This window comes from Paraburkholderia sp. BR10954 (assembly GCF_040965775.1).
GTDB lineage: Bacteria > Pseudomonadota > Gammaproteobacteria > Burkholderiales > Burkholderiaceae > Paraburkholderia > Paraburkholderia youngii.
In genome coordinates this window covers 34,426-52,787 of the sequence record NZ_JBFRCK010000012.1, presented here as the reverse complement: position 1 = coordinate 52,787, position 18,362 = coordinate 34,426, and the positions used below count along the sequence as shown (strand labels likewise).

Genomic DNA, 18,362 nt, shown 5'->3' with positions numbered 1-18,362 from the left:
CTTACCGCGGTCCCATGCGGTTTAAACGCGATTGATCGGAGCGAGCGCTTCGGCGTATCGATCCCCGCCTCCACGCTGACCACGATCCCATGCAAGATAGTTGCTGTGGGTGAGACCGGACCTGTGATTGTTGTTGCCCCTGCTTTTGCTTCGACTGCGAGTGACTGCGGTTCGCGAGGTCCGATGAGGGTGCTGCGGGTTTTACAAGTCTGCCGAAAAGTAAAGCACAAATCGCGCGGACGCGCTATGAGGGGAAGTGTGTCGGCGCGCGCGAGCGCACCAACAGAAGACGGGGCCACGGAACGGGACGCCGCAAAGACGAGCGCCCCGTCTGCAGGGCATGATGGGGCGCTTCGATAAATCAGCGGAAAGCGAGGCCGCGCTCGCGAGCATTCAGCTCATTGGCGCGGCCTCGTTGAAAACGGCGCCTTATTTTGCCAGTTTCGAATGACGGCGCGAGTAGCCGAAATAAACGACCATGCCGATCGCGAGCCAGATGAGGAACGCGCCCCACGTGATGCCTTGAAGATTCAGCATCAGGAACAGGCACGATGCGACCGCGAGCACCGGCACGACCGGCACGCCCGGGCAACGGAACGCGCGCGGCAGCTCGGGGTGGGTCTTGCGCAGCACGAGCACCGCGATCGACACCATCGAGAATGCCGCGAGCGTGCCGATATTGATCAGTTCAGCCAACACATTGAGCGGCACCAGCGCGCCGATCAGGCCGAAGAAGATACCGACGAGCCACGTCGTGAAGAACGGCGTCGCGAAGCGCGGATGCACTTTCGACAGCTTCGCGGGCAGCAGCCCGTCGCGCGACATCGCGAAGATCACGCGCGTCTGACCGTAGGCCATCACGAGAATCACGGTCAGCATGCCGAGCACGGCGCCGAGGTCGATGAAGCCCGCGACCCAGTTTTGCCCCGCGAGCTGCAGCGCGTATGACACCGGGTGAGAAATGCCCATGAACTTCTCGGACGGCACGATGCCGGTGACGACCGCAGCCACGGCCACATACAGCACCGCGCACACGCCCAGCGACGCGATGATGCCGACCGGCAGATCCCGCTTCGGATTCTTCACCTCTTCCGCCGCCGACGACACCGAGTCGAAGCCGATGAACGCGAAGAACATCACCGCGGCCGCGCCGAACACGCCGCTCCAGCCGTGCGGCATGAACGGGTGCCAGTTGGCCGGCGTGACGTGGAACACGCCGACGCCGATCACGAGCAGCACGACCACGACCTTGATCGCCACCATGATGTTGTTGATCCGCGCGGATTCGCGCACACCGACCGACAGCAGCGTGGTGATCGCCATCATCACTAGGAAGGCGGGCAGGTTGAACAGCGTTTCGTGTCCGGGGACGGCGCCGGGGGCCGCGGTCAGCGCCATCGGCAGCGACACGCCGAAGCCCGACAGCAGCGACTGCAGATAGCCTGACCAGCCGACCGACACCGCCGAGGTCGCGAGCCCATATTCGAGCATCAGGTCCCAGCCGATGATCCATGCGGCCAATTCGCCGAGCGTCGCGTACGAGTACGTGTAGATCGAACCGGCGACCGGGATCGTCGATGCGAATTCGGCATACGCGAGCGCGGCGAAGCCGCAGGCGATCGCCGCGATCACGAACGAGATCATCAGCGCGGGGCCGGCCTGCAAGGCGCCCGTGCCGGTGAGCACGAAGATGCCGGTGCCGATGATGGCGCCGACGCCGAGGAAAGTCAGGTCGAGCGCGCCCAGCGCCTTTTTCAGGCCGGCGGTCTGAGCGCTTGCCGCAAGCATGTGCTCGACGCTCTTTTTGCGAAACAGGGACATTGGCGTGGGTCTCCAGTGGTGCACGCGTGTTGCGCGCCGAATGTCGGGAAAACCCGCAATTCTAGCGGATGCGTGCCACCGGGCCGCTTCAAAACGGCGCTTCGTGGACCAGGGCGATGGGCGGAAACTCCCGCCAGGAGGGACACAACGCCGCAATCATGGGCTATGGCGTCTGCTGGCCTAGCCGGCCATCGCTGGATTCAGATCGACGAGGCGGTTGCTCATCACATAGAACGTGAGCTCGGCGTTGTTGCGCAGCTTCATCTTGTCGAGCAGCCGCGTGCGGTACACGCTGACCGTCTTCACCGACAGGGACAGTGTGGCCGCGATATCGGTGAGCCGTTTGCCCGACGCGAGCATGCACAGCGTCTGGTACTCGCGATCGGACAGCTTTTCGTGCGGCAACTGCTCGCCGTCGAACGACACGTAGTCGGCGAGCGCCTCGGCCATCTCGGGGCTCACGTACTTGCGGCCCGCGGCGACTTGCTGGATCGCGCCGATCATCTGCGCGGCGTCGACCGTCTTCGACAGATAGCCGGACGCGCCGGCCTTGAGCGCGCGCACCGCGTACTGGTCCTCGCGGTACATCGAGAACATCAGCACCGCGACGCGTGGCGCCTTGCGCTTCAGGCGCTTGAGCACCTCGACGCCATTCATGTCGGGCAGCGAGATGTCGAGCAGCACGACGTCGAAGCTGTGATGGACGACCGAGTCGAGCGCTTCGGAGCCGCTTTGCGCCTCGGCGACCTCGCGCGCGACGCCGCGATCGAGCAGCAGCTGGCGAACGCCCTGGCGGACCACCGCGTGATCTTCGACGATCAGGATGCGCAGGCTCATGGTCGCGTGCTCACGATTGCAGCGCGCGCCGGGCGGCGCGCGGGGCGGGGGTGGTGGCCAGCACCGCGTGCCACGCGAAGCGGGCCTGGATCAAGGTGCCGCGCGGGGCGACGGCGCCGTTGCTGCCAGTGCCGCTATCCTCGCCGCAACTGACGCTTGCGCGCCTCGCGCCGACCCGCAACGTGCCGTCGAATGCGGCGCAGCGCGCCTGCATTCCGGCGAGGCCGAAATGACCGGCTGGTTGTTTCTGGCCACCGCGTTCGCGCGCACCGCGCGGCAGGCCGATGCCGTCGTCGTTTACGAGGAGCCTCAGATGACGCGGACCGGTTTCGATGCGCACGTCGGCGCAGCTCGCGCGTGCGTGCTTCGCGGCGTTGTTCAGCGCTTCCTGCGCGACGCGGAACACGGCGAGCGCGGCATCGGCGGACAGGCGCGCGAGACGCGCGTCGTCGGCGCAGGTGACGGTGGTGCGCAAGCCGGTGCGAGAGGAGAAGTCGCGCACCCAGCACTTCAGCGCGCCGGCGAGGCCGGTCTCGAACGACGGCGCGTGCAGTTGCGCGATGGCCTGTCGGTTCGCCGCGTGCACGGCGTCGAGCGAACGGTTCGCGACCGCGAGCGCGGCCGCGCATTGCGGCGGCGCGTCGGCGGGCAGCCAGGTTTCGATGCCGGCGAGCGCGAAGCGTGTCGCGGTCAGCTCGGCGCCGACGCCGTCGTGCAACTCGCGCGCGACGTGGCGGCGTACGCTTTCCTGCGCATCGACCAGTTCGGCCGACAGCTCGCGCACCCGCGCGCGCAGCCGCTCGATCTCGCGCGCGGCGTGCGACGGCATGTCGAAGCCATCACGCTGCGCGGCCGAGGCCAGCGCAGCGTTGAACGGGACGGCAGTCGGCGTATCCATGAATTTCCCTCTCAGGAAGCGGAGTGGACAGCGAAGCGGGCGCGCAGACGCGATCAGCGCCTGCGAATCACGCGGTTTCGCGTCGGACGAAACACGATGGCCCAACGTAACGAAATTTACATTCAGTAACAACTCGGGTTGACGATGTTCAGTGCACGAATTCGTTTGATCTTGCGGCGCGATGATATCCCAAAAAGATTAAAAAAGCAGTCGCACCAAGGCTTAGCGCATGGTTTGTAGAAATTACTTGATGTTTGTCATACGCCCGCCGTGTCAGAGGAATTCTGACAGCGAAGGTGATGTAACAGGGTCCAATTTGTAACGAAGCAACAAAAAAGGAGCCCAGAGGCTCCTTTTTTGGAATTCGCGGTGCGTGGGCCGCGAGAGGGAATACCGGCTTAGCCGACGAAGGCCTTTTCGACCACGTAATGACCCGGCTCGTTGTTGCTGCCTTCCTTGAAACCGGCGTCTTCGAGCAGCTTGCGCGTGTCGCGCAGCATGTGCGGGCTGCCGCACAGCATGACGCGGTCGTTTTCGAGCGAGAAACCCGGCACGCCGAGGTCGGCGAACAGCTTTTCGGTTTCGATCAGCTCGGTGATGCGGCCGCGGTTCTGGAACGCTTCGCGCGTGACGGTCGGGTAGTACAGCAGCTTTTCCTGCACGAGCTCGCCGAGGTGTTCATGCGCCGGCAGGTGCTCGGTGATGTATTCCTTGTACGCGAGTTCGTCGACGAAACGGCAGGTGTGCGTGAGCACCACGCGCTCGTAGCGGTCGTAAATGTCCGGATCTTTGATGATCGACATGAACGGCGCGAGGCCCGTGCCGGTAGACAGCAGCCACAGCGTCTTGCCCGGCAGCAGGTTATCGGCCACCAGCGTGCCGACCGGCTTCTTGCCGATCAGCACTTCGTCGCCGACCTTCAGATGCTGCAGACGCGACGTGAGCGGACCGTCCTGCACCTTGATGCTGAGGAATTCGAGATGTTCTTCGTAGTTCGCACTCGCGAGGCTGTAGGCGCGCAGCAGCGGCTTGCCGTCGACCTGCAGGCCGACCATCGTGAACTGGCCGTTTTCGAAGCGGAACGACGGATCGCGCGTGCAGGTGAAGCTGAAAAGCGTATCGGTCCAGTGATGGACGCTCAGGACGGTTTGTGAATTCAGGTTGCTCATGGCTTCTTGGATAGTGCGAAAACAAAGGCGGCCAGTCGTCTGAGCCGGCCGGCACGGCAAGGGCGATGCTGCGCTGATCCGGAGTCGGGACTCCCGCGCAATCCAGCATTTTACCGTGCCCGCCGGGGCGGGGCCGCGGCGCGGCGGGCGAGCGTGGTAAAGCGGGTTGCCAAAACCGGGAAGCGGCGGCGCCGGCTTGCTGGCGCCGCGAAGTACGTTGGCGTGAGCGCGGCCGTGCTTCAGCGGGGTACGGCGATTCGGCGAACGCTGCGCAGGGCGGCTGCCATTGGCTGTCCGGCAGGCGTGAAAGCGACGCGCCGCGTGGGCAACAATTTCAAGATGATACCGAAACGCGGCGTGCGCTGCAGCATTGACCCTGCTGATAAGGCCGGCAAATGGGGCGGAACCGTCCCGACGCCATCGGGATCGCCTCGGGTTCGACTATCGGTTGCCCGGCGCGATTTTTTGGGGAATACGCCTGACGTCACCTCGTTTACGCAGGACGCGAGTCGCGCGAAGCCAGGCAGTGCGGTGGCTGCGCGACTCGTCCTGGCGGCCGCGACCGCCCCTGCGAGTAGGAGGTGTCAAATGGAAACTTCTCGTGCGATGTCAGCATTCGGTTCATACACGGACTTCACCGGATTGGTGATACGGGCACGCGCATCGCGCCGCTTACGTCGTGCGGTGTGTCAGGCCGGTCTGCTGGTTTTATCGTTGGGGGCGGTCGGGGCCGAGGCGCAGGAGGTGATTTTGCCGCCGCAGTCCGTTACCTCGTCGACCGTTCCGGCCAACGGCGATGTCAATCCGTATGGCATGGCGTTCGTGCCGTTCGGCGTGCCGTCCTGGAGCACGCTCAAACCCGGCGATGTGGTGGTGTCGAATTTCAATGCGCAGTCGAACCTGCAGGGAACCGGTACGACGATCGTCAAGCTCGTGCCCAATAGCAATCCGGTGACCTTCTTCCAGGGAAGCAATCTCGGTCTCACGACGGCGCTCGCGGTGCTCAGAAGTGGCTTCGTGCTGGTGGGCAATGTGCCGACTACGGATGGCAAGAACGTCGTCCCTCCGGGCTCGCTGCTCGTCATCAATCCGCAAGGCGGGCTCGTCACAGAACTGAAAGATAAGAAGCTGCTGGACGGCCCCTGGGATCTCACCGTGATCGACGGGGGGCAATTCGTCAGGGTCTTCGTCTCGGATGTGCTGAACGGAAAGGTCGCGCGGATCGATCTTGCGATCGGGCAGAACGGCGTTCAGATGCTGCCTAGCTCGACCATCATTGCATCAGGCTATCTGCACCGCACCGATCCGGCGGCACTGGTGGTCGGCCCGACCGGACTGGCGTACGACTCGGCGCATGACGTGCTGTACGTCGCCTCGACCGGTGACAACGCGGTGTTCGCCATCTACGGCGCCGCGGGCGCGAATCACGATGGCGGCGTCGGCCGGATGATTTACCAGGACAACAAGCACCTGCACGGTCCGCTTGCGCTGGCGCTCGCACCCAACGGGCATCTCGTCACCGCAAACGGCGACGCGGTCAACCCCGACCCGAATCAGCCCAGCGAAATCGTCGAGTTCACCGTCGACGGACAGTTCGTCGCCCAATTGCAGGTCGATCCTGCGCCGGGCTCGGCGTTCGGCCTCGCCTTCGGCCTCGATAGCAAGCGCCACCTGCAGTTCACGGCGGTGGACGACGCCACCAATACCGCGACGGTCTGGACGTTGCGCACGAACAATCAATAAGGAAACCGAGGACGACGATCGGGGACGTCCTGACGCGTCGGGGACACGTCACGGTCACACGGTTTCACGGCGGGTCTATCGGTACACAGATATGGATCGGGGGCGGCGATTGTAGCGGCAAGCCTCAGTCAAATAAGGAAAATCTGTCCGATGGTATTGTTGACGCCAACTCGCGGGTGCCGCTTGCTCAGGCCGCCGCCGCCCGCTTTTTTCCTCGCTGTTTCAGCACCCGCGCCTGCAGCACGATCACGAGTAGCAGGAACACGCCGCGAATCACCGATTGCCAGTACGCGGACAGACTGATGAAGCCGAGTCCGTTCTCGAAGTTCAGCAGATTGAACACGAGCCCGAGCAGCAGCACGCCGGCGATCGTCATCGCGACGGAACCTTCGCCGCCGGTCAGCAGCGTGCCACCGAGCACGACCGCCGAGATCGCGAACAGCTCCCAGCCGACGCCTTCGTTCGGTTGCCCCGCGCCGAACTGCGCGGCGAGGATCACGCCCGCCATGCCGGCGAGCAGCCCGCTGACCGCATAGGCCATCACCAGCGTGCGGTCCACGTTAAGCCCCATCAGCCGCGCGGCCTCCTCGCTGCCGCCGATCGCGAGCGAGTGCCGCCCGAAGCGCGTGCTGCTCAGCGCGAGCCAGCCGGCCACCGCGGCGACCAGCGCGACGAGTCCCGGGATCGGCAGTCCGAGCAGGTCGCCCTGACCGAAGTTGCCGAAGTTCGAATCGGCCGCGATCGAGACCGCATCGTTCTTGCCCAGCAACAGCGCGACGCCGTGCGCGCCGAGGCTCGTCGCAAGCGTGACGATGAACGGCAGGATCTTGAGCCGCGTGATGATGATGCCGTTCAGCACGCCGACCGCGAGCCCGGCCGCGCAGCCCGCCAGCACCGCGACCCAGCCCCCGTAGATGCTCGTCAGCGCAGCGACCACGCTGGCGAGCGCCGCGACCGTGCCGACCGACAGATCGATGCCGCCCGTGATGATCACGAAGGCCATGCCGATCGAGATCAGCGCGAACATCGAGTTGTAGCGCCAGAACGATGTGATGTTGTACGCCGAGCCGAAGTGGTCATAGCGCACGAGCCCAAAGACGACGAGCGCCGCGAGCGCGAGCAGGATGGGAAGATTCTTTTTCATCGCATCGAATCTGGAAAGGTTGTCAGCGCGAGCGCCGCTGCACGTAAACCGCCGCGACGATGATGCCGGCCTTCACGACGAGCGCGGCCGCATCGGGAATGCCGTGAGCGAGCAGCGTATAGCGCAGCAACTGGATGATCAGCGCGCCGATCAGCGTGCCGCCTATATACGCCTTGCCGCCCGTCAGCGCGGTGCCGCCGACCGCGACCGCCGCGATCGCATCGAGTTCGACGCCGAGCCCCACGACGTTCGCATCCGACGAGGAATTCACCGAGATCGAGATCAGCCCCGCGAGGCCCGCGAGCGCCGCGCACAGCGTGTACGCGACCATCTTGACGGCAGCGGTCGGCACGCCGCTCAGATACGCGGCTTTCTCGTTGCCGCCGGTGATCAGCAGATACTGGCCGAACAGCGTCTTGCGCACGACCCACACGAATACGCCGACCAGCGCGAGCATCAGCAGCACCTGGAACGGCACGCCCGCGACCTTGCCGAGCGCGATCCACTGAAAGGCTGGCGTGTTGAACGCTTGCAGACTGCCGTCGGTGACGACCTGCGCGATGCCACGTCCGGCGATGAACAGCACGAGCGTCGCGACGATCGGCTGCACCGATAATCGCGTGACGAGCAGGCCGTTGAACACGCCGCACAGGGCGGCCGCCAGCACCGGCAGCACGAACGCGAGCGCGATGCCGAGCGGTCCCGCGATGTTGAGGAACAGCATCGGCGCGAGCGCGCCCGCAATCGCCATCGACGCGCCCACCGACAGATCGATGCCGCCCGTCGCCACGACCAGCGTCATGCCGATGCCGACGATCACGATCGTCACGACCTGCGTCATGTTCACGTTGAAGGTCTGCAGCGACCAGAAGTGCGGCGTGAAGATCAGGTTGAACAGCACCATCGCGAGCAGCACGATCACTTCGCGCTGCATCGCGAGATGGCGCCACTTCTGCACGGTGCTCGCGGACCGGGCGGGCGGCGTGTCGGTCGATTGCATCATGGTTGCATCTGCGCCCGGCGCCTCGCCGCGCAGCGGATTGGAATGCAGCTTAAGCGCCATGACGGTCGCCCTCCAGCGCGTCTTCGATGTGTGCCGCTCGCGCGGCTTGCGCGAGCGCGGATTGGCCCTCGCTGCCGTAGGCGATCGCATCCATGATCGCGGTCTCGCTCATCTCGGCTCCGTTCAGTTCGGCGACGGTGCGGCCGTCGCGGATCACGACCGCGCGATCGGCGACCGCGGTCAGCTCTTCGAGCTCGGACGCGGACAGCAGCACCGCGAGCCCCGCGTCGCGCAACTCGCGCACGATCTTCGCGACATCGGCTTTCGCGCCGACGTCGATGCCGCGCGTCGGCTCGTCGAGCAGCAGCAGCGCGGGTTCAGCCGCGAGCCAGCGCGCGAGCAGCACTTTCTGCTGATTGCCGCCCGACAGCTCGCGGATCGGCTGATCGGCCGAGCGCAGCTTGATGCCGAGCGAAGCGATGAAGCGATCGACGATCACCTGCTGCTTCTTCACGTCGACGATGCCGTTTTTCGCAAGCGTGCGCAGGCAGACGAGCGTCAGGTTGTCGCGCACCGACAGTTCGGGGACGATGCCTTCGCCCTTGCGGTCTTCGGTCAGGTACGCGAGGCCGCGAGCGATCGCGTCCTGCGGAGATTTCAGCCCAACCGTCTCGCCGCCGATCGCGAGCGAGCCTTGCGCCAGCGGATCGGCGCCGAACATCAGCCGCATCGTTTCGGTGCGGCCCGAGCCGAGCAGGCCGGCCAGACCCACCGCCTCGCCCGCGTGCACGTCGAGCGACACGCCGTTGACCTTCGGCGGCGCGCCAAGCTGTGTCGCGCCGATCACCTGCTTGCCGCGCTTCGCGAGATTCGCTTCGCGCGCCGCCGTGTCGTCTTGCACGACCGCGGCGAGCGAGCGGCCGAGCATCGTCGTGACGAGCTGCAGCTTGTCCATCTCGGCCATCGTGCTTTGCGCGACCGTCTGGCCATCGCGCATCACGGTCACGCGATCGCACAGCGCGTAAAGCTCGTCGAGCCGGTGCGACACGAAGATCACCGCGCGGCCGTCGTCGCGCAGCTTGCGCACGACGGTGAACAGCAGTTCGACCTCGCGCTCGTCGAGCGACGACGTCGACTCGTCCATGATCACCATCTTCGCGTCCGACGACACCGCGCGCGCAAGCGCCACCATCTGCTGGATCGCGGTCGAGCAACGGCCGACCGGCTTCTTCACGTCGATCTGCAAACCGAACGAATCGAGCAGCGCCGCCGCGCGCTGCTGCACCGTGCGCCAGTCGATCAGACCGAAGCGGCGCGGCTCGCGGCCCAGAAAGATGTTTTCCGCGACCGAGCGGAACGGCACCAGGTTGATCTCCTGGTAGATCGTGCTGATGCCCGCTTCGCGCGCCTGCTTCGGCGTGCGGAAATCGACCTCCCGGCCTTCGAAGCGCACGCTGCCCGAGCCGCGCCGATAGGCGCCGGTCAGGATCTTGATCATCGTCGATTTGCCGGCGCCATTCTGGCCGATCAGTGCGTGCACTTCGCCGGCTGCCACGCTCAGATTCGCGCCGCGCAACGCGGGCACGCCGCCGAAGCTGATGCCGATGTCCTGCATCTCGAGCAGCGGCGAACGGGTAAGGGGGGAGTGTGGCGTCTCTTTGCCAGATTCCGTCACGGGAGTTCTCCTGATGCGGATGCTGCCGATATTGCCGGATGCGCTGTTGCTGGCGACGCGGTCGGGCCGCCCCAGCGCGTGCGGCCCATGTTACGCCCGTATAAAAGCGAAGCGACGGTCCGTCTGTCACGGGCGCGTCGCTTCGAAGCCTTTTTCCGCCACCCGCCCGACGAGGAGACATTCATAGAAGGCGGGTGACTTCCTGCTACAACGCCGAAGGGAGTCCCCGGGAATATGCCGCCCCGGGGCACTTCCCGATGCTTGCGATCAATAGCCGTACTGCATGTTCTGCTGCACGTTTTCCTTGTCGTAGAAGCGGTCGGACACCTTGACCCAGGTCGGGATCTTTTCACCCTTCGCATAGCGCTGCGCGACGTCGCAGGCGAGCGGGCCGAAGAACGGGCTCGACTGCACGCTCGCGCCGAGCTCGCCAGCCGCGATCGCGTCCATGCCGCCCTTGGTCCCGTCGATCGTGACGAGCTGGATGTCCTTGCCCGGCTGCTTGCCGGCCGCCTTGATCGCGGCGATCGCGCCGAGCGCCATTTCATCATTGTGCGCGTACACGGCGGTCACGTCAGGATGCGCCTGCAGCAGCGTTTCCATCACCTTGCGGCCGGTGTCGCGCGCGAAGTCGCCGCTTTGCGACGCGATGATCGTCATGCCAGGGTTCTTCGCGATCACTTCGTCGAAGCCCTTCTTGCGATCGTTCGCGGCCGACGCACCCGTCGTGCCTTCGAGCTCGATGATCTTCGCCTTGCCGCCCGTGGCCTTGATTAGCCAGTCGGCGGCGCGATGACCCTGATCGATGAAGTCCGAGCCGATGAACGTGATGTAGTCGCGGCCCGCCTTCGCGACCGACTGGTCGACGTTGCGGTCGACGAGGATCACCGGAATGCCGGCCTTCTTCGCCTGCAGCACGACCGGCGCGAGCGGCTTTTCTTCACGCGGCGGGAATACCAGCAGATCGACGTGCTGGGCGATCATGCTTTGAATGTCGGAGACCTGTTTGGAGTTGGAGCCGTTGGCGTCGGTCATCACGATCTGCCAGCCGCATTTCGCGGCGATGTCCTTGAAGCTCCTGGTTTCCGCGAGACGCCACGGGTTGTTGCTTTCGGTCTGCGCGAAGCCGACCTTCAACGGGGTCTTGGTCGTCAGCTTCGGCAATGCGTCGTCGGCATGCGCGGCCGCCGCGCCGACACCGATTGCCAGAGCCAGCAGCGAAGCTGCGAGCGGACGAATCTGCTGCTTGCGCGCGTGCGTGCGCGACTGCGTAATGAGCGACGCCATGTCTTCCTCCAGTAACCGGTGACGGTGTATTTGCTTTTGTGCTGCTCGGGATTGTCTCTGTCCAGCCGGGAGCCCGGCGCTGTTTCGACGGCGAGGATGCAGTTGGCTATAACCCACCGGTGCGCGTTCTTCCCGACCCGACGTGCCGATTATTCCACTCGGAATTATTATCGGTCAATCACTAATAATATTAATCGTCGCCGATTTTTGCCTCGGTAATTACCCTGACCGAGGTGCGCTCGACCAGTGGTCCGTCGAGCTTCACCGTGCGATGGCGCACCGGTGCGCCGGCCGCGCGGTTGTGCTCTTCCTGCAGCAACGTCTCGACGGCCCAGCGGCCGAGTTCGTAGTTGGGCAGCACCACCGTCGACAGTGGCGGATGCGTGTGGCGGGCGATTTCCTGGTCGTCGTAGCCGAGCACCGACACGTCCTCGGGCACGCGCAGGCCGAGTTGCTTGAGCGCCTCGATCGCGCCGATCGCGGTCAGGTCGTTCGCGCAGAAGATCGCGGTGGGCGGATTGGCTTCGCGCATCAGCGACAGCGTCAGCTCGAAGCCGAGGCCCGAACTCCAGTCGCCGTCGCGCACGAGTTCGGCCGCGAACGGCAGATCGGCTGTCGCGAGCGCGGTGCGGTAGCCCTTCAGGCGGTCTTTCGCGGCGTCCTGCCACGGTTCGCCGTTGATGTAGCCGATGCGCCGGTGGCCAGCCTGCAGCAAGTACTCGGTCGCCAGATGGCCGCCCGCGACCTCGGCCGGCACCACCGACGAAAACGTGCTGTCGCCGGTGTAGCAGTTCAGCAGCACGGTCGGCACCTGCGACAGCGCGGCCGGCGGCGCGACCTTGCGCGTGTAGACGGTCGCGTAAATCACGCCGAATACGTGCGGATTGGTGAGGACCGTGTCGAGTACCTGTTTTTCGATGTCGGCGTTGCCGTGCGTCGAGTAGACGGCGAGCATCTTGCCGCTCGCGTACGCTGCGTCGCGCGCGCCGTCGATGTTGACGACCGGGTGCGGGCTCGTGGAGATTTCATCGGCCAGATAGACGATCAGATTGCGCTCGTCGCTCGATGCCGTGAGCGGCTCGCGCAGCGACAGCCGGTAGCCGAGGTCGTGCGCGGCCTTCAGCACCTTGTTGCGGGTGGCCTCGGAGAACTTCGCGCCGGCCGCGTTGTTGAGCACGAGCGAGACGGTGGATTGCGACACGCCGGTGAGCTTCGCGATGTCGGTCATGGTGGGACGGCGTTGAGTCGATTTTTTCATTGTTCGGGCCGCGCTGGGGCGGCGCTGAAGCAGGGGAATGCCAGCGGCATCATGCTGCTGACGGTACCACTAATAATATGCGTGCGGCAACGCGCGCTAACCCGCCATTTGGGAATCGAGCTTACGTTCCGTTACCGGCTCTTTTTGAACGAATTTATTACTAATAATATTGACCGGCATGCGGTGTCGTGCGATTCTCGCTCGGGGTAGTCCGCCGGCCGCGAGGTGCGCGGCACGTCAAAGGAGATATGAATGCACGTTTCTGTTGCCGCTTTCCGCTCGCGGTTTTGCCTCGTCTGACCATGCGCGACGTTTTCCCGAATCCTGCCCGGCCGGGCGAGGCACATGCCGTCATCCGATCGCCGGCGCAGCTGTCATGGCTCGACGATCCCGCGATCGCCGCGCGCCTCGTTACTTTGTCGGCCGGCGCATTGCGCGCGGTTCTCGCGCCGGACGTTGGCGGCGCGCTCGCGGCGTTCTACGAGGTCACGCCGGAAGGTCCGTTGCACTGGCTGCGGCCGGCGCTGCCGGAAGCGTTCGAAGCGTGCGATCCGCTGCGCATGGCGAGCTTCCCGCTGTTCCCGTACTGCAACCGGATTCGCGATGCACGCTTCGCGTTTGACGGCGCGACGATCGACCTCGCCGGCAACGACCCGCATTTCGCCCACGCGCTGCATGGCAACGCGTGGCGTCGTCCGTGGCGCGTCGGAGCGCGCAGTGAAAGCGCGGTGGACTTGCACTTCGAGCACGAGCCCGATGCGAGCGTGACCGGCGACTGGCCGTTTCGTTATCGCGCGCGGCAGCGTATCGAGTTGCGCGGCGGCGCGCTGCACATCACGATGTCCGCACGGAATCTCGCCGATCGGCCGATGCCGTTCGGCATGGGCCATCACCCGTACTATCCGCGCACCGCGGCGACGCGCATCCATGCCGACGTGCAGGCGATGTGGCACGCGGACACCGACGTGCTGCCGACGCATCTGGGTCCGCATCCGGCCGTCGACGCTTTGCGCGCGGGCATGTCACCCGATGCGTTCGATCTGGACAACAACTTTTCGAACTGGTCGCGCGCGGCGACGATCGCGTGGCCCGACGAGCGCCGCAAGCTGACGATGCGTGCCGACGCGCCGTTCGATCACCTGGTCGTGTTCGCGCCGGCCAGCGATCCGCAGCTATGCGTGGAGCCGGTCACGAACACGACCGACTGCTTCAACGCGGTTGGTACACAAGAGCACGTCGGCGGCTGCGTGTTGCAGCCGGGGGAAGAGATCGAAGCGGCTTTGAGCTGGACACCGCATCGCGAGTGAAGAGCGTTTATTCCAGCCGCAACTTCGCCATATACGGCAAATGATCCGACAGCCACGCGGTCTCCTGCGTCGGCTGGATCCATTCGACCGGCTGCATGCCGCGCACGAACATCTTGTCGAGCGACAGCGCCGGCGAGAACGCCGGGAACGTGCGCGCCGGTTCGCCGAGCAGCGTCGCGACTTCCTGCAAGCCGTGCTCGCGAAAGAGCGGCACCGAGTCGTTGCGCCAATCGTTGAAGTCGCCGGCCAGCACGAGCGGACCGTTCGGGGCTTCCTTCGCGATCCAGTGCGCGATCCAGTTCATCTGCCGCAAGCGCGCCGGACGCGTCAGCGCGAGATGCGCGCACAGCAGCGTGACGAGCCGCCCGCCGAACGTCGCACGCGCGACCAGCAGGCCGCGCTTTTCGAAGCGGTGCGCGGAAATGTCCCAGCGGCCGCCGAGATCCAGCGGATGCGGCGACAGAATTGCATTGCCGTGCCGCCACGACGGCTTGAACACGTTCGGGCCGAGTGCGACTTCGAGTTCGAGCGCGCGCGCGATTTCGGTCGCCTGACAGTGCCAGACGTCGGTCAGCGGATCGTCCATCGGCGCACCGAAACTGCTCGCCAACACCGGCGACGGCATGCGCCGCGCCATCGCTTCCTGCAGGAAGTACGCGTCCGCGTGAGTCGATTGAACCCAGCGCTGCATCGCCTGCCAGGCCTGAAAACCGAGCGGGGTGCGGCCTTTGTGCAGGTTCCAGCTCACAGCGACGAAATCGTTCGGCGCGAGGCTCTCGCGGATCAGTTCTTCTGGGTTTCGCATGCCGCGTTATCCACGTGTTCTGTTTGAGCGCGCCGGTCAGGCGCGCGGTTCCTGTCAGTTTGGAGTGTTGCCGCCAGTCGCGGCGCCATTGCCGCTCGTGCCGCCATTCGTACCGTTGGCATTCGCACCGTTGCTCACGACGCTCGCGTGCACGCGGTACACGAGGTTCGGATTGCGATCGACGATCGTCCAGCTCGCCCATTGATCCGGCGGCACCACCAGACCCGGATGGCTCGCGCTCACCTGGCGCGGTTGCGGCGGCAGCTTGCAGCCGATGTCGGTGCGCGCCGCGTTGTTGTCCTCGAGCGTTTCCTGCGTGTCGATCGAAAACATCACGCCCTCGGGATCGACGCGCAGCGGCGACACCGTGATCGTGCGCGACAGATCGATGCTGCCGGCCGGCTGGTCCTTGCAGCCGACATTGTGTTGCACGACCTGGTGATGCGTATCCGTGCGCGCCTGGCCGACGGTAGTGGTGCCGTCGAACGAATCGATCTGCTGGCCATCTTTCACTACCTGCAATTGCCATTGCACGACCTGCTGCGCTGGCTGTTGTTGCGCGTGGGCGAGCAACGAAGCGCCAAGCAGCATGGTCACGATACTGGTTTTCCACATAAAAGGTTCTCCGCTCACGCGTCGGTTGCGGGGCTGCCTTGCCTCTCGCCGCAGCAGGTGAGAGAGCAATCTTACCCCCGATGGCCGCAACGATTTCTGACACGGTCGAGGAGGGCCGGTTCAGCAACAATCCATTCCAGATAAGGATCGGAATGGCAGCGATCGTTAGCAGCAGAGCCGCGCGACTGCTGGCTTGCACGCGTTTGTGTCCTCGCTACACTGGACTGGAATCGGCGCTCACAAGGCGCCGCCGCTGCAGAATCAGCCAGACGGGGTGAGCGATGACGACAGCAATGGTCAAACAGGAAATCGCCGTGGCCTCGTTCAGCCGGGTGTATGACCTCGACGAGGTCGAAAGCGCGCTGAACGGTCTCGGCGAAGGCGCGAACGAGGCGCTGCGCGCAACCTACGAAAAGATGCTGAAAAACGGCAATCTGCGCTTCTGCGTGAAGCCGAACCGGATGCCGTCGATCGACGATCTGATCGACGCGCTGCCCAATTTTTCCTCACCGCTCGACGACATCCGCAAGCAGGTCGCGCTGTGCCTCGAAACCGAGGATCGGCTCGAACTGATGCCGATCCTGCTGCTCGGCGAACCCGGCATCGGCAAGACGCATTTCGCGAAGCAGTTGGCGCGCCTGCTCGGCACCGCCTACCAATACGTCGCGATGAGTTCGCTGACGGCGGGCTGGATTCTGTCGGGCGCGTCGTCGCAATGGAAGAACGCGAAGCCGGGCAAGGTGTTCGATGCGCTCGTGAACGGCAGCTATGCGAACCCGGTCATCGCTGTCGACGAGATCGACAAGGCGACCGGCGATTCGCAATACGACCCGCTCGGCGCACTATACGCGCTACTCGAACACGACACCGCCCAGAGCTTCGTCGACGAATTCGCCGAGATACCAATTAACGCGGGCAACGTGATCTGGATCGCGACCGCCAACGACGAACGCGCGATCCCCGAGCCGATCCTGAACCGCATGAACGTCTACGAGATCGCGCCGCCGGACCACGCCGGCGCGCGACGCATCGCGCAGTCGATCTACGACGAAATCCGCGGCGCGCACAACTGGGGCCTGCGCTTTCCGGAGACGCTCGGCGACGCGACGCTCGATGCGCTCAAGCGGGCATCGCCGCGCGAGATGCGCCGCGCGATCCTGAACGGCTTTGGCGCGGCGCGGATCGCGGGACGTGACCGGATCGAACCCGCCGATATCCGGCTCGATTACGGAAACCGGCGAAAACCGATCGGGTTTTGACGTTTTCGGCCGGTTTCTTGCACCAAACCCCGTTCTTCGTGATTTTGGTGGCTGTTGCGGCAATTCGTACAATGTGTATGGTGAATGCAACGGCAATTGTTGCTGTTTTCGACGTAGATCGTGGAGTCAAGCCAGTTTGAGCCGCCATCACCTGATCGAGGCGCACGAGCGTTTGTCACTTCTGTCTGTACCGAGTCGTACAATTTTCCGTGGGGGTGATAAAAAGACATAAGCAGACCCAGCGGACAGATACGTTCGACAATGAACGGAACGCGGCGGCGAGATGCCGTTCCTGTCTTCCTTCCATCGGCTGAACGAGGCAGCGCGCGGTGCGATGCGCCGCGTCAACGGATATGGATCAGATCGAATGTGTAGTGATCGGTGCCGGCGTGATCGGCCTCGCGACGGCGCGCGCTCTGGCGGCGCGCGGGCGCGAAGTGATCGTGCTGGAGGCCGCCGACGCGATCGGCGTGGGTACGAGTTCACGCAACAGCGAAGTGATTCACGCGGGCATCTACTATCCGCGCGGATCGCTGAAGGCCACGCTGTGCGTGCGCGGCCGCGAAATGCTGTATGACTACTGCGCCGAGCGCAACGTGCCGCATTCGCGCTGCGGCAAGCTGCTCGTCGCGACGTCGCGCAACCAGATTCCGCAGCTCGAAAGCATCATGGCCAAAGGGCGCGACAACGGCGTGCTCGACCTGATGCGCATCACCGGCGATCAGGCGCAGGCGCTCGAACCAGCGCTCGAATGCGTGGAGGCGGTGTTTTCGCCGCAGACGGGGATCGTCGATAGTCATCAGTACATGCTCGCGCTGCAAGGCGATGCCGAGCGTGACGGCGCCGTGTACGCGTTTCATGCGCCGGTGGAGGCGATCGAGGCTCACAACGGCCGCTTCACGATCGCGGTCGGCGGTGCGGCGCCCACCACGATCAGCGCCGCCTGCGTGATCAACAGCGCGGGTCTGCATGCGAACGCGCTCGCGCGCAAGATTCGCGGGCTCGACCCGCGCCACGTGCCGCCGCTTTACTTCGCCCGCGGCAATTACTTCAGCATCTCGGGGCGCGCGCCGTTCAGCCGCCTGATCTATCCGATGCCGAACGAGGCTGGCCTGGGCGTGCACCTGACGCTCGATCTCGGCGGCCAGGCGCGTTTCGGTCCCGACGTCGAGTGGGTCGACGCGATCAATTACGACGTCGATCCGCGCCGCGCGGAGTCGTTTTATGCGGCGATTCGCGCGTACTGGCCGGCCTTGCCCGATAACGCGTTGCAGCCGGCTTACGCGGGCATTCGTCCGAAGCTTTCAGGTCCTGGTGAACCCGCCGCCGATTTCGTAATTCAGGGGCCGGCCGCGCATGGTGTGCGCGGGCTCGTCAATCTGTTCGGCATCGAGTCGCCGGGTCTGACGGCATCACTGCCGATCGCGCAGCGGGTCTGCGAGCTGGCGGGGCGCGCGTAAGCCCGCGATTACACCGTACCGATCCGCTTATCTCCAGCATTTGGAATATCACCGGAGACGGCTTCGTTGCTATGCTTGGCG

General features: G+C 64.8%; 15 protein-coding genes. 4 read left to right on the top strand and 11 right to left on the bottom strand.

The window, feature by feature from the left end; genetic code table 11:
- Positions 1–429: 429 nt before the first annotated feature.
- From AB4Y34_RS18310 to AB4Y34_RS18295, 4 genes are all read right to left on the bottom strand, one after another.
- Positions 430–1,821 carry an amino acid permease gene (locus tag AB4Y34_RS18310; protein WP_368716797.1) on the bottom strand — a complete coding sequence of 464 codons (1,392 nt, stop codon included), beginning with the start codon at positions 1,819–1,821 and terminating at the stop codon, positions 430–432.
- A gap of 180 nt (positions 1,822–2,001) precedes the next feature.
- A complete protein-coding gene (gene rqpR, locus AB4Y34_RS18305) occupies positions 2,002–2,658 on the bottom strand; it encodes a response regulator transcription factor RqpR (RefSeq protein WP_176109785.1) in 657 nt (218 codons plus the stop codon).
- A gap of 10 nt (positions 2,659–2,668) precedes the next feature.
- The gene (locus tag AB4Y34_RS18300; RefSeq protein ID WP_176380690.1) at positions 2,669–3,556 is read right to left on the bottom strand and encodes a sensor histidine kinase; all 888 of its coding nucleotides are present in this window, start codon (positions 3,554–3,556) and stop codon (positions 2,669–2,671) included.
- 398 nt (positions 3,557–3,954) lie between these two features.
- On the bottom strand, positions 3,955–4,725 hold the full coding sequence (locus AB4Y34_RS18295; protein WP_018436901.1) for a ferredoxin--NADP reductase: 771 nt from the start codon (positions 4,723–4,725) through the stop codon (positions 3,955–3,957).
- Positions 4,726–5,331: 606 nt separating this feature from the next.
- Here AB4Y34_RS18295 and AB4Y34_RS18290 point away from each other — a divergent pair.
- Positions 5,332–6,468: a hypothetical protein gene (locus AB4Y34_RS18290; RefSeq protein ID WP_368716852.1), complete on the top strand. Its 1,137-nt coding sequence runs from the start codon at positions 5,332–5,334 to the stop codon at positions 6,466–6,468.
- A 187-nt stretch (positions 6,469–6,655) separates the two neighbouring features.
- Here the strand turns inward: AB4Y34_RS18290 and AB4Y34_RS18285 are convergent, their stop codons facing one another.
- The 5 genes from AB4Y34_RS18285 to AB4Y34_RS18265 form a co-directional block, all read right to left on the bottom strand.
- Complete coding sequence (locus tag AB4Y34_RS18285; protein ID WP_368716796.1) at positions 6,656–7,612, bottom strand: ABC transporter permease; 957 nt, start codon at positions 7,610–7,612, stop codon at positions 6,656–6,658.
- 22 nt (positions 7,613–7,634) lie between these two features.
- Positions 7,635–8,615 carry an ABC transporter permease gene (locus AB4Y34_RS18280; RefSeq protein ID WP_176110660.1) on the bottom strand — a complete coding sequence of 327 codons (981 nt, stop codon included), beginning with the start codon at positions 8,613–8,615 and terminating at the stop codon, positions 7,635–7,637.
- Between the two features lie 49 nt (positions 8,616–8,664).
- Positions 8,665–10,230 carry a sugar ABC transporter ATP-binding protein gene (locus AB4Y34_RS18275; protein ID WP_368716851.1) on the bottom strand — a complete coding sequence of 522 codons (1,566 nt, stop codon included), beginning with the start codon at positions 10,228–10,230 and terminating at the stop codon, positions 8,665–8,667.
- A gap of 327 nt (positions 10,231–10,557) precedes the next feature.
- The gene (locus AB4Y34_RS18270) at positions 10,558–11,577 is read right to left on the bottom strand and encodes an ABC transporter substrate-binding protein (protein ID WP_368716795.1); all 1,020 of its coding nucleotides are present in this window, start codon (positions 11,575–11,577) and stop codon (positions 10,558–10,560) included.
- A 190-nt stretch (positions 11,578–11,767) separates the two neighbouring features.
- Positions 11,768–12,805, bottom strand: a complete 1,038-nt coding sequence (locus AB4Y34_RS18265; protein WP_368716850.1) for a LacI family DNA-binding transcriptional regulator — start codon at positions 12,803–12,805, stop codon at positions 11,768–11,770.
- 278 nt (positions 12,806–13,083) lie between these two features.
- Between AB4Y34_RS18265 and AB4Y34_RS18260 the strand changes: the two genes are divergently transcribed.
- Entirely contained in the window at positions 13,084–14,142 is a 1,059-nt protein-coding gene (locus AB4Y34_RS18260; RefSeq protein ID WP_368716794.1) for an aldose 1-epimerase, read from the top strand.
- Positions 14,143–14,149: 7 nt separating this feature from the next.
- Here the strand turns inward: AB4Y34_RS18260 and AB4Y34_RS18255 are convergent, their stop codons facing one another.
- Together AB4Y34_RS18255 and AB4Y34_RS18250 are read right to left on the bottom strand one after the other, a co-directional pair.
- Positions 14,150–14,947, bottom strand: coding sequence for an endonuclease/exonuclease/phosphatase family protein (locus AB4Y34_RS18255; protein ID WP_368716793.1), 798 nt, complete (start codon positions 14,945–14,947; stop codon positions 14,150–14,152).
- 54 nt (positions 14,948–15,001) lie between these two features.
- Positions 15,002–15,562 (bottom strand): hypothetical protein, encoded by a 561-nt coding sequence (locus AB4Y34_RS18250; protein ID WP_176380695.1) that lies wholly within the window; start codon positions 15,560–15,562, stop codon positions 15,002–15,004.
- Between the two features lie 281 nt (positions 15,563–15,843).
- Here AB4Y34_RS18250 and AB4Y34_RS18245 point away from each other — a divergent pair, with 281 nt between their 5' ends.
- Together AB4Y34_RS18245 and AB4Y34_RS18240 are read left to right on the top strand one after the other, a co-directional pair.
- The gene (locus tag AB4Y34_RS18245) at positions 15,844–16,821 is read left to right on the top strand and encodes an AAA family ATPase (RefSeq protein WP_368716792.1); all 978 of its coding nucleotides are present in this window, start codon (positions 15,844–15,846) and stop codon (positions 16,819–16,821) included.
- Between the two features lie 353 nt (positions 16,822–17,174).
- Positions 17,175–18,281, top strand: a complete 1,107-nt coding sequence (locus AB4Y34_RS18240) for an NAD(P)/FAD-dependent oxidoreductase (protein WP_176122315.1) — start codon at positions 17,175–17,177, stop codon at positions 18,279–18,281.
- Positions 18,282–18,362: the final 81 nt, after the last annotated feature.

What these genes read in the sequence shown, in the direction of transcription:
- AB4Y34_RS18310 (WP_368716797.1), bottom strand. Translation starts at nt 1,821, where the DNA reads ATGTCCCTGTTTCGCAAAAAGAGCGTCGAGCACATGCTTGCGGCAAGC.
- rqpR (WP_176109785.1), bottom strand. Translation starts at nt 2,658, where the DNA reads ATGAGCCTGCGCATCCTGATCGTCGAAGATCACGCGGTGGTCCGCCAG.
- AB4Y34_RS18300 (WP_176380690.1), bottom strand. Translation starts at nt 3,556, where the DNA reads ATGGATACGCCGACTGCCGTCCCGTTCAACGCTGCGCTGGCCTCGGCC.
- AB4Y34_RS18295 (WP_018436901.1), bottom strand. Translation starts at nt 4,725, where the DNA reads ATGAGCAACCTGAATTCACAAACCGTCCTGAGCGTCCATCACTGGACC.
- AB4Y34_RS18290 (WP_368716852.1), top strand. Translation starts at nt 5,332, where the DNA reads ATGTCAGCATTCGGTTCATACACGGACTTCACCGGATTGGTGATACGG.
- AB4Y34_RS18285 (WP_368716796.1), bottom strand. Translation starts at nt 7,612, where the DNA reads ATGAAAAAGAATCTTCCCATCCTGCTCGCGCTCGCGGCGCTCGTCGTC.
- AB4Y34_RS18280 (WP_176110660.1), bottom strand. Translation starts at nt 8,615, where the DNA reads ATGATGCAATCGACCGACACGCCGCCCGCCCGGTCCGCGAGCACCGTG.
- AB4Y34_RS18275 (WP_368716851.1), bottom strand. Translation starts at nt 10,230, where the DNA reads ATGCAGGACATCGGCATCAGCTTCGGCGGCGTGCCCGCGTTGCGCGGC.
- AB4Y34_RS18270 (WP_368716795.1), bottom strand. Translation starts at nt 11,577, where the DNA reads ATGGCGTCGCTCATTACGCAGTCGCGCACGCACGCGCGCAAGCAGCAG.
- AB4Y34_RS18265 (WP_368716850.1), bottom strand. Translation starts at nt 12,805, where the DNA reads ATGACCGACATCGCGAAGCTCACCGGCGTGTCGCAATCCACCGTCTCG.
- AB4Y34_RS18260 (WP_368716794.1), top strand. Translation starts at nt 13,084, where the DNA reads ATGAATGCACGTTTCTGTTGCCGCTTTCCGCTCGCGGTTTTGCCTCGT.
- AB4Y34_RS18255 (WP_368716793.1), bottom strand. Translation starts at nt 14,947, where the DNA reads ATGCGAAACCCAGAAGAACTGATCCGCGAGAGCCTCGCGCCGAACGAT.
- AB4Y34_RS18250 (WP_176380695.1), bottom strand. Translation starts at nt 15,562, where the DNA reads ATGTGGAAAACCAGTATCGTGACCATGCTGCTTGGCGCTTCGTTGCTC.
- AB4Y34_RS18245 (WP_368716792.1), top strand. Translation starts at nt 15,844, where the DNA reads ATGACGACAGCAATGGTCAAACAGGAAATCGCCGTGGCCTCGTTCAGC.
- AB4Y34_RS18240 (WP_176122315.1), top strand. Translation starts at nt 17,175, where the DNA reads ATGGATCAGATCGAATGTGTAGTGATCGGTGCCGGCGTGATCGGCCTC.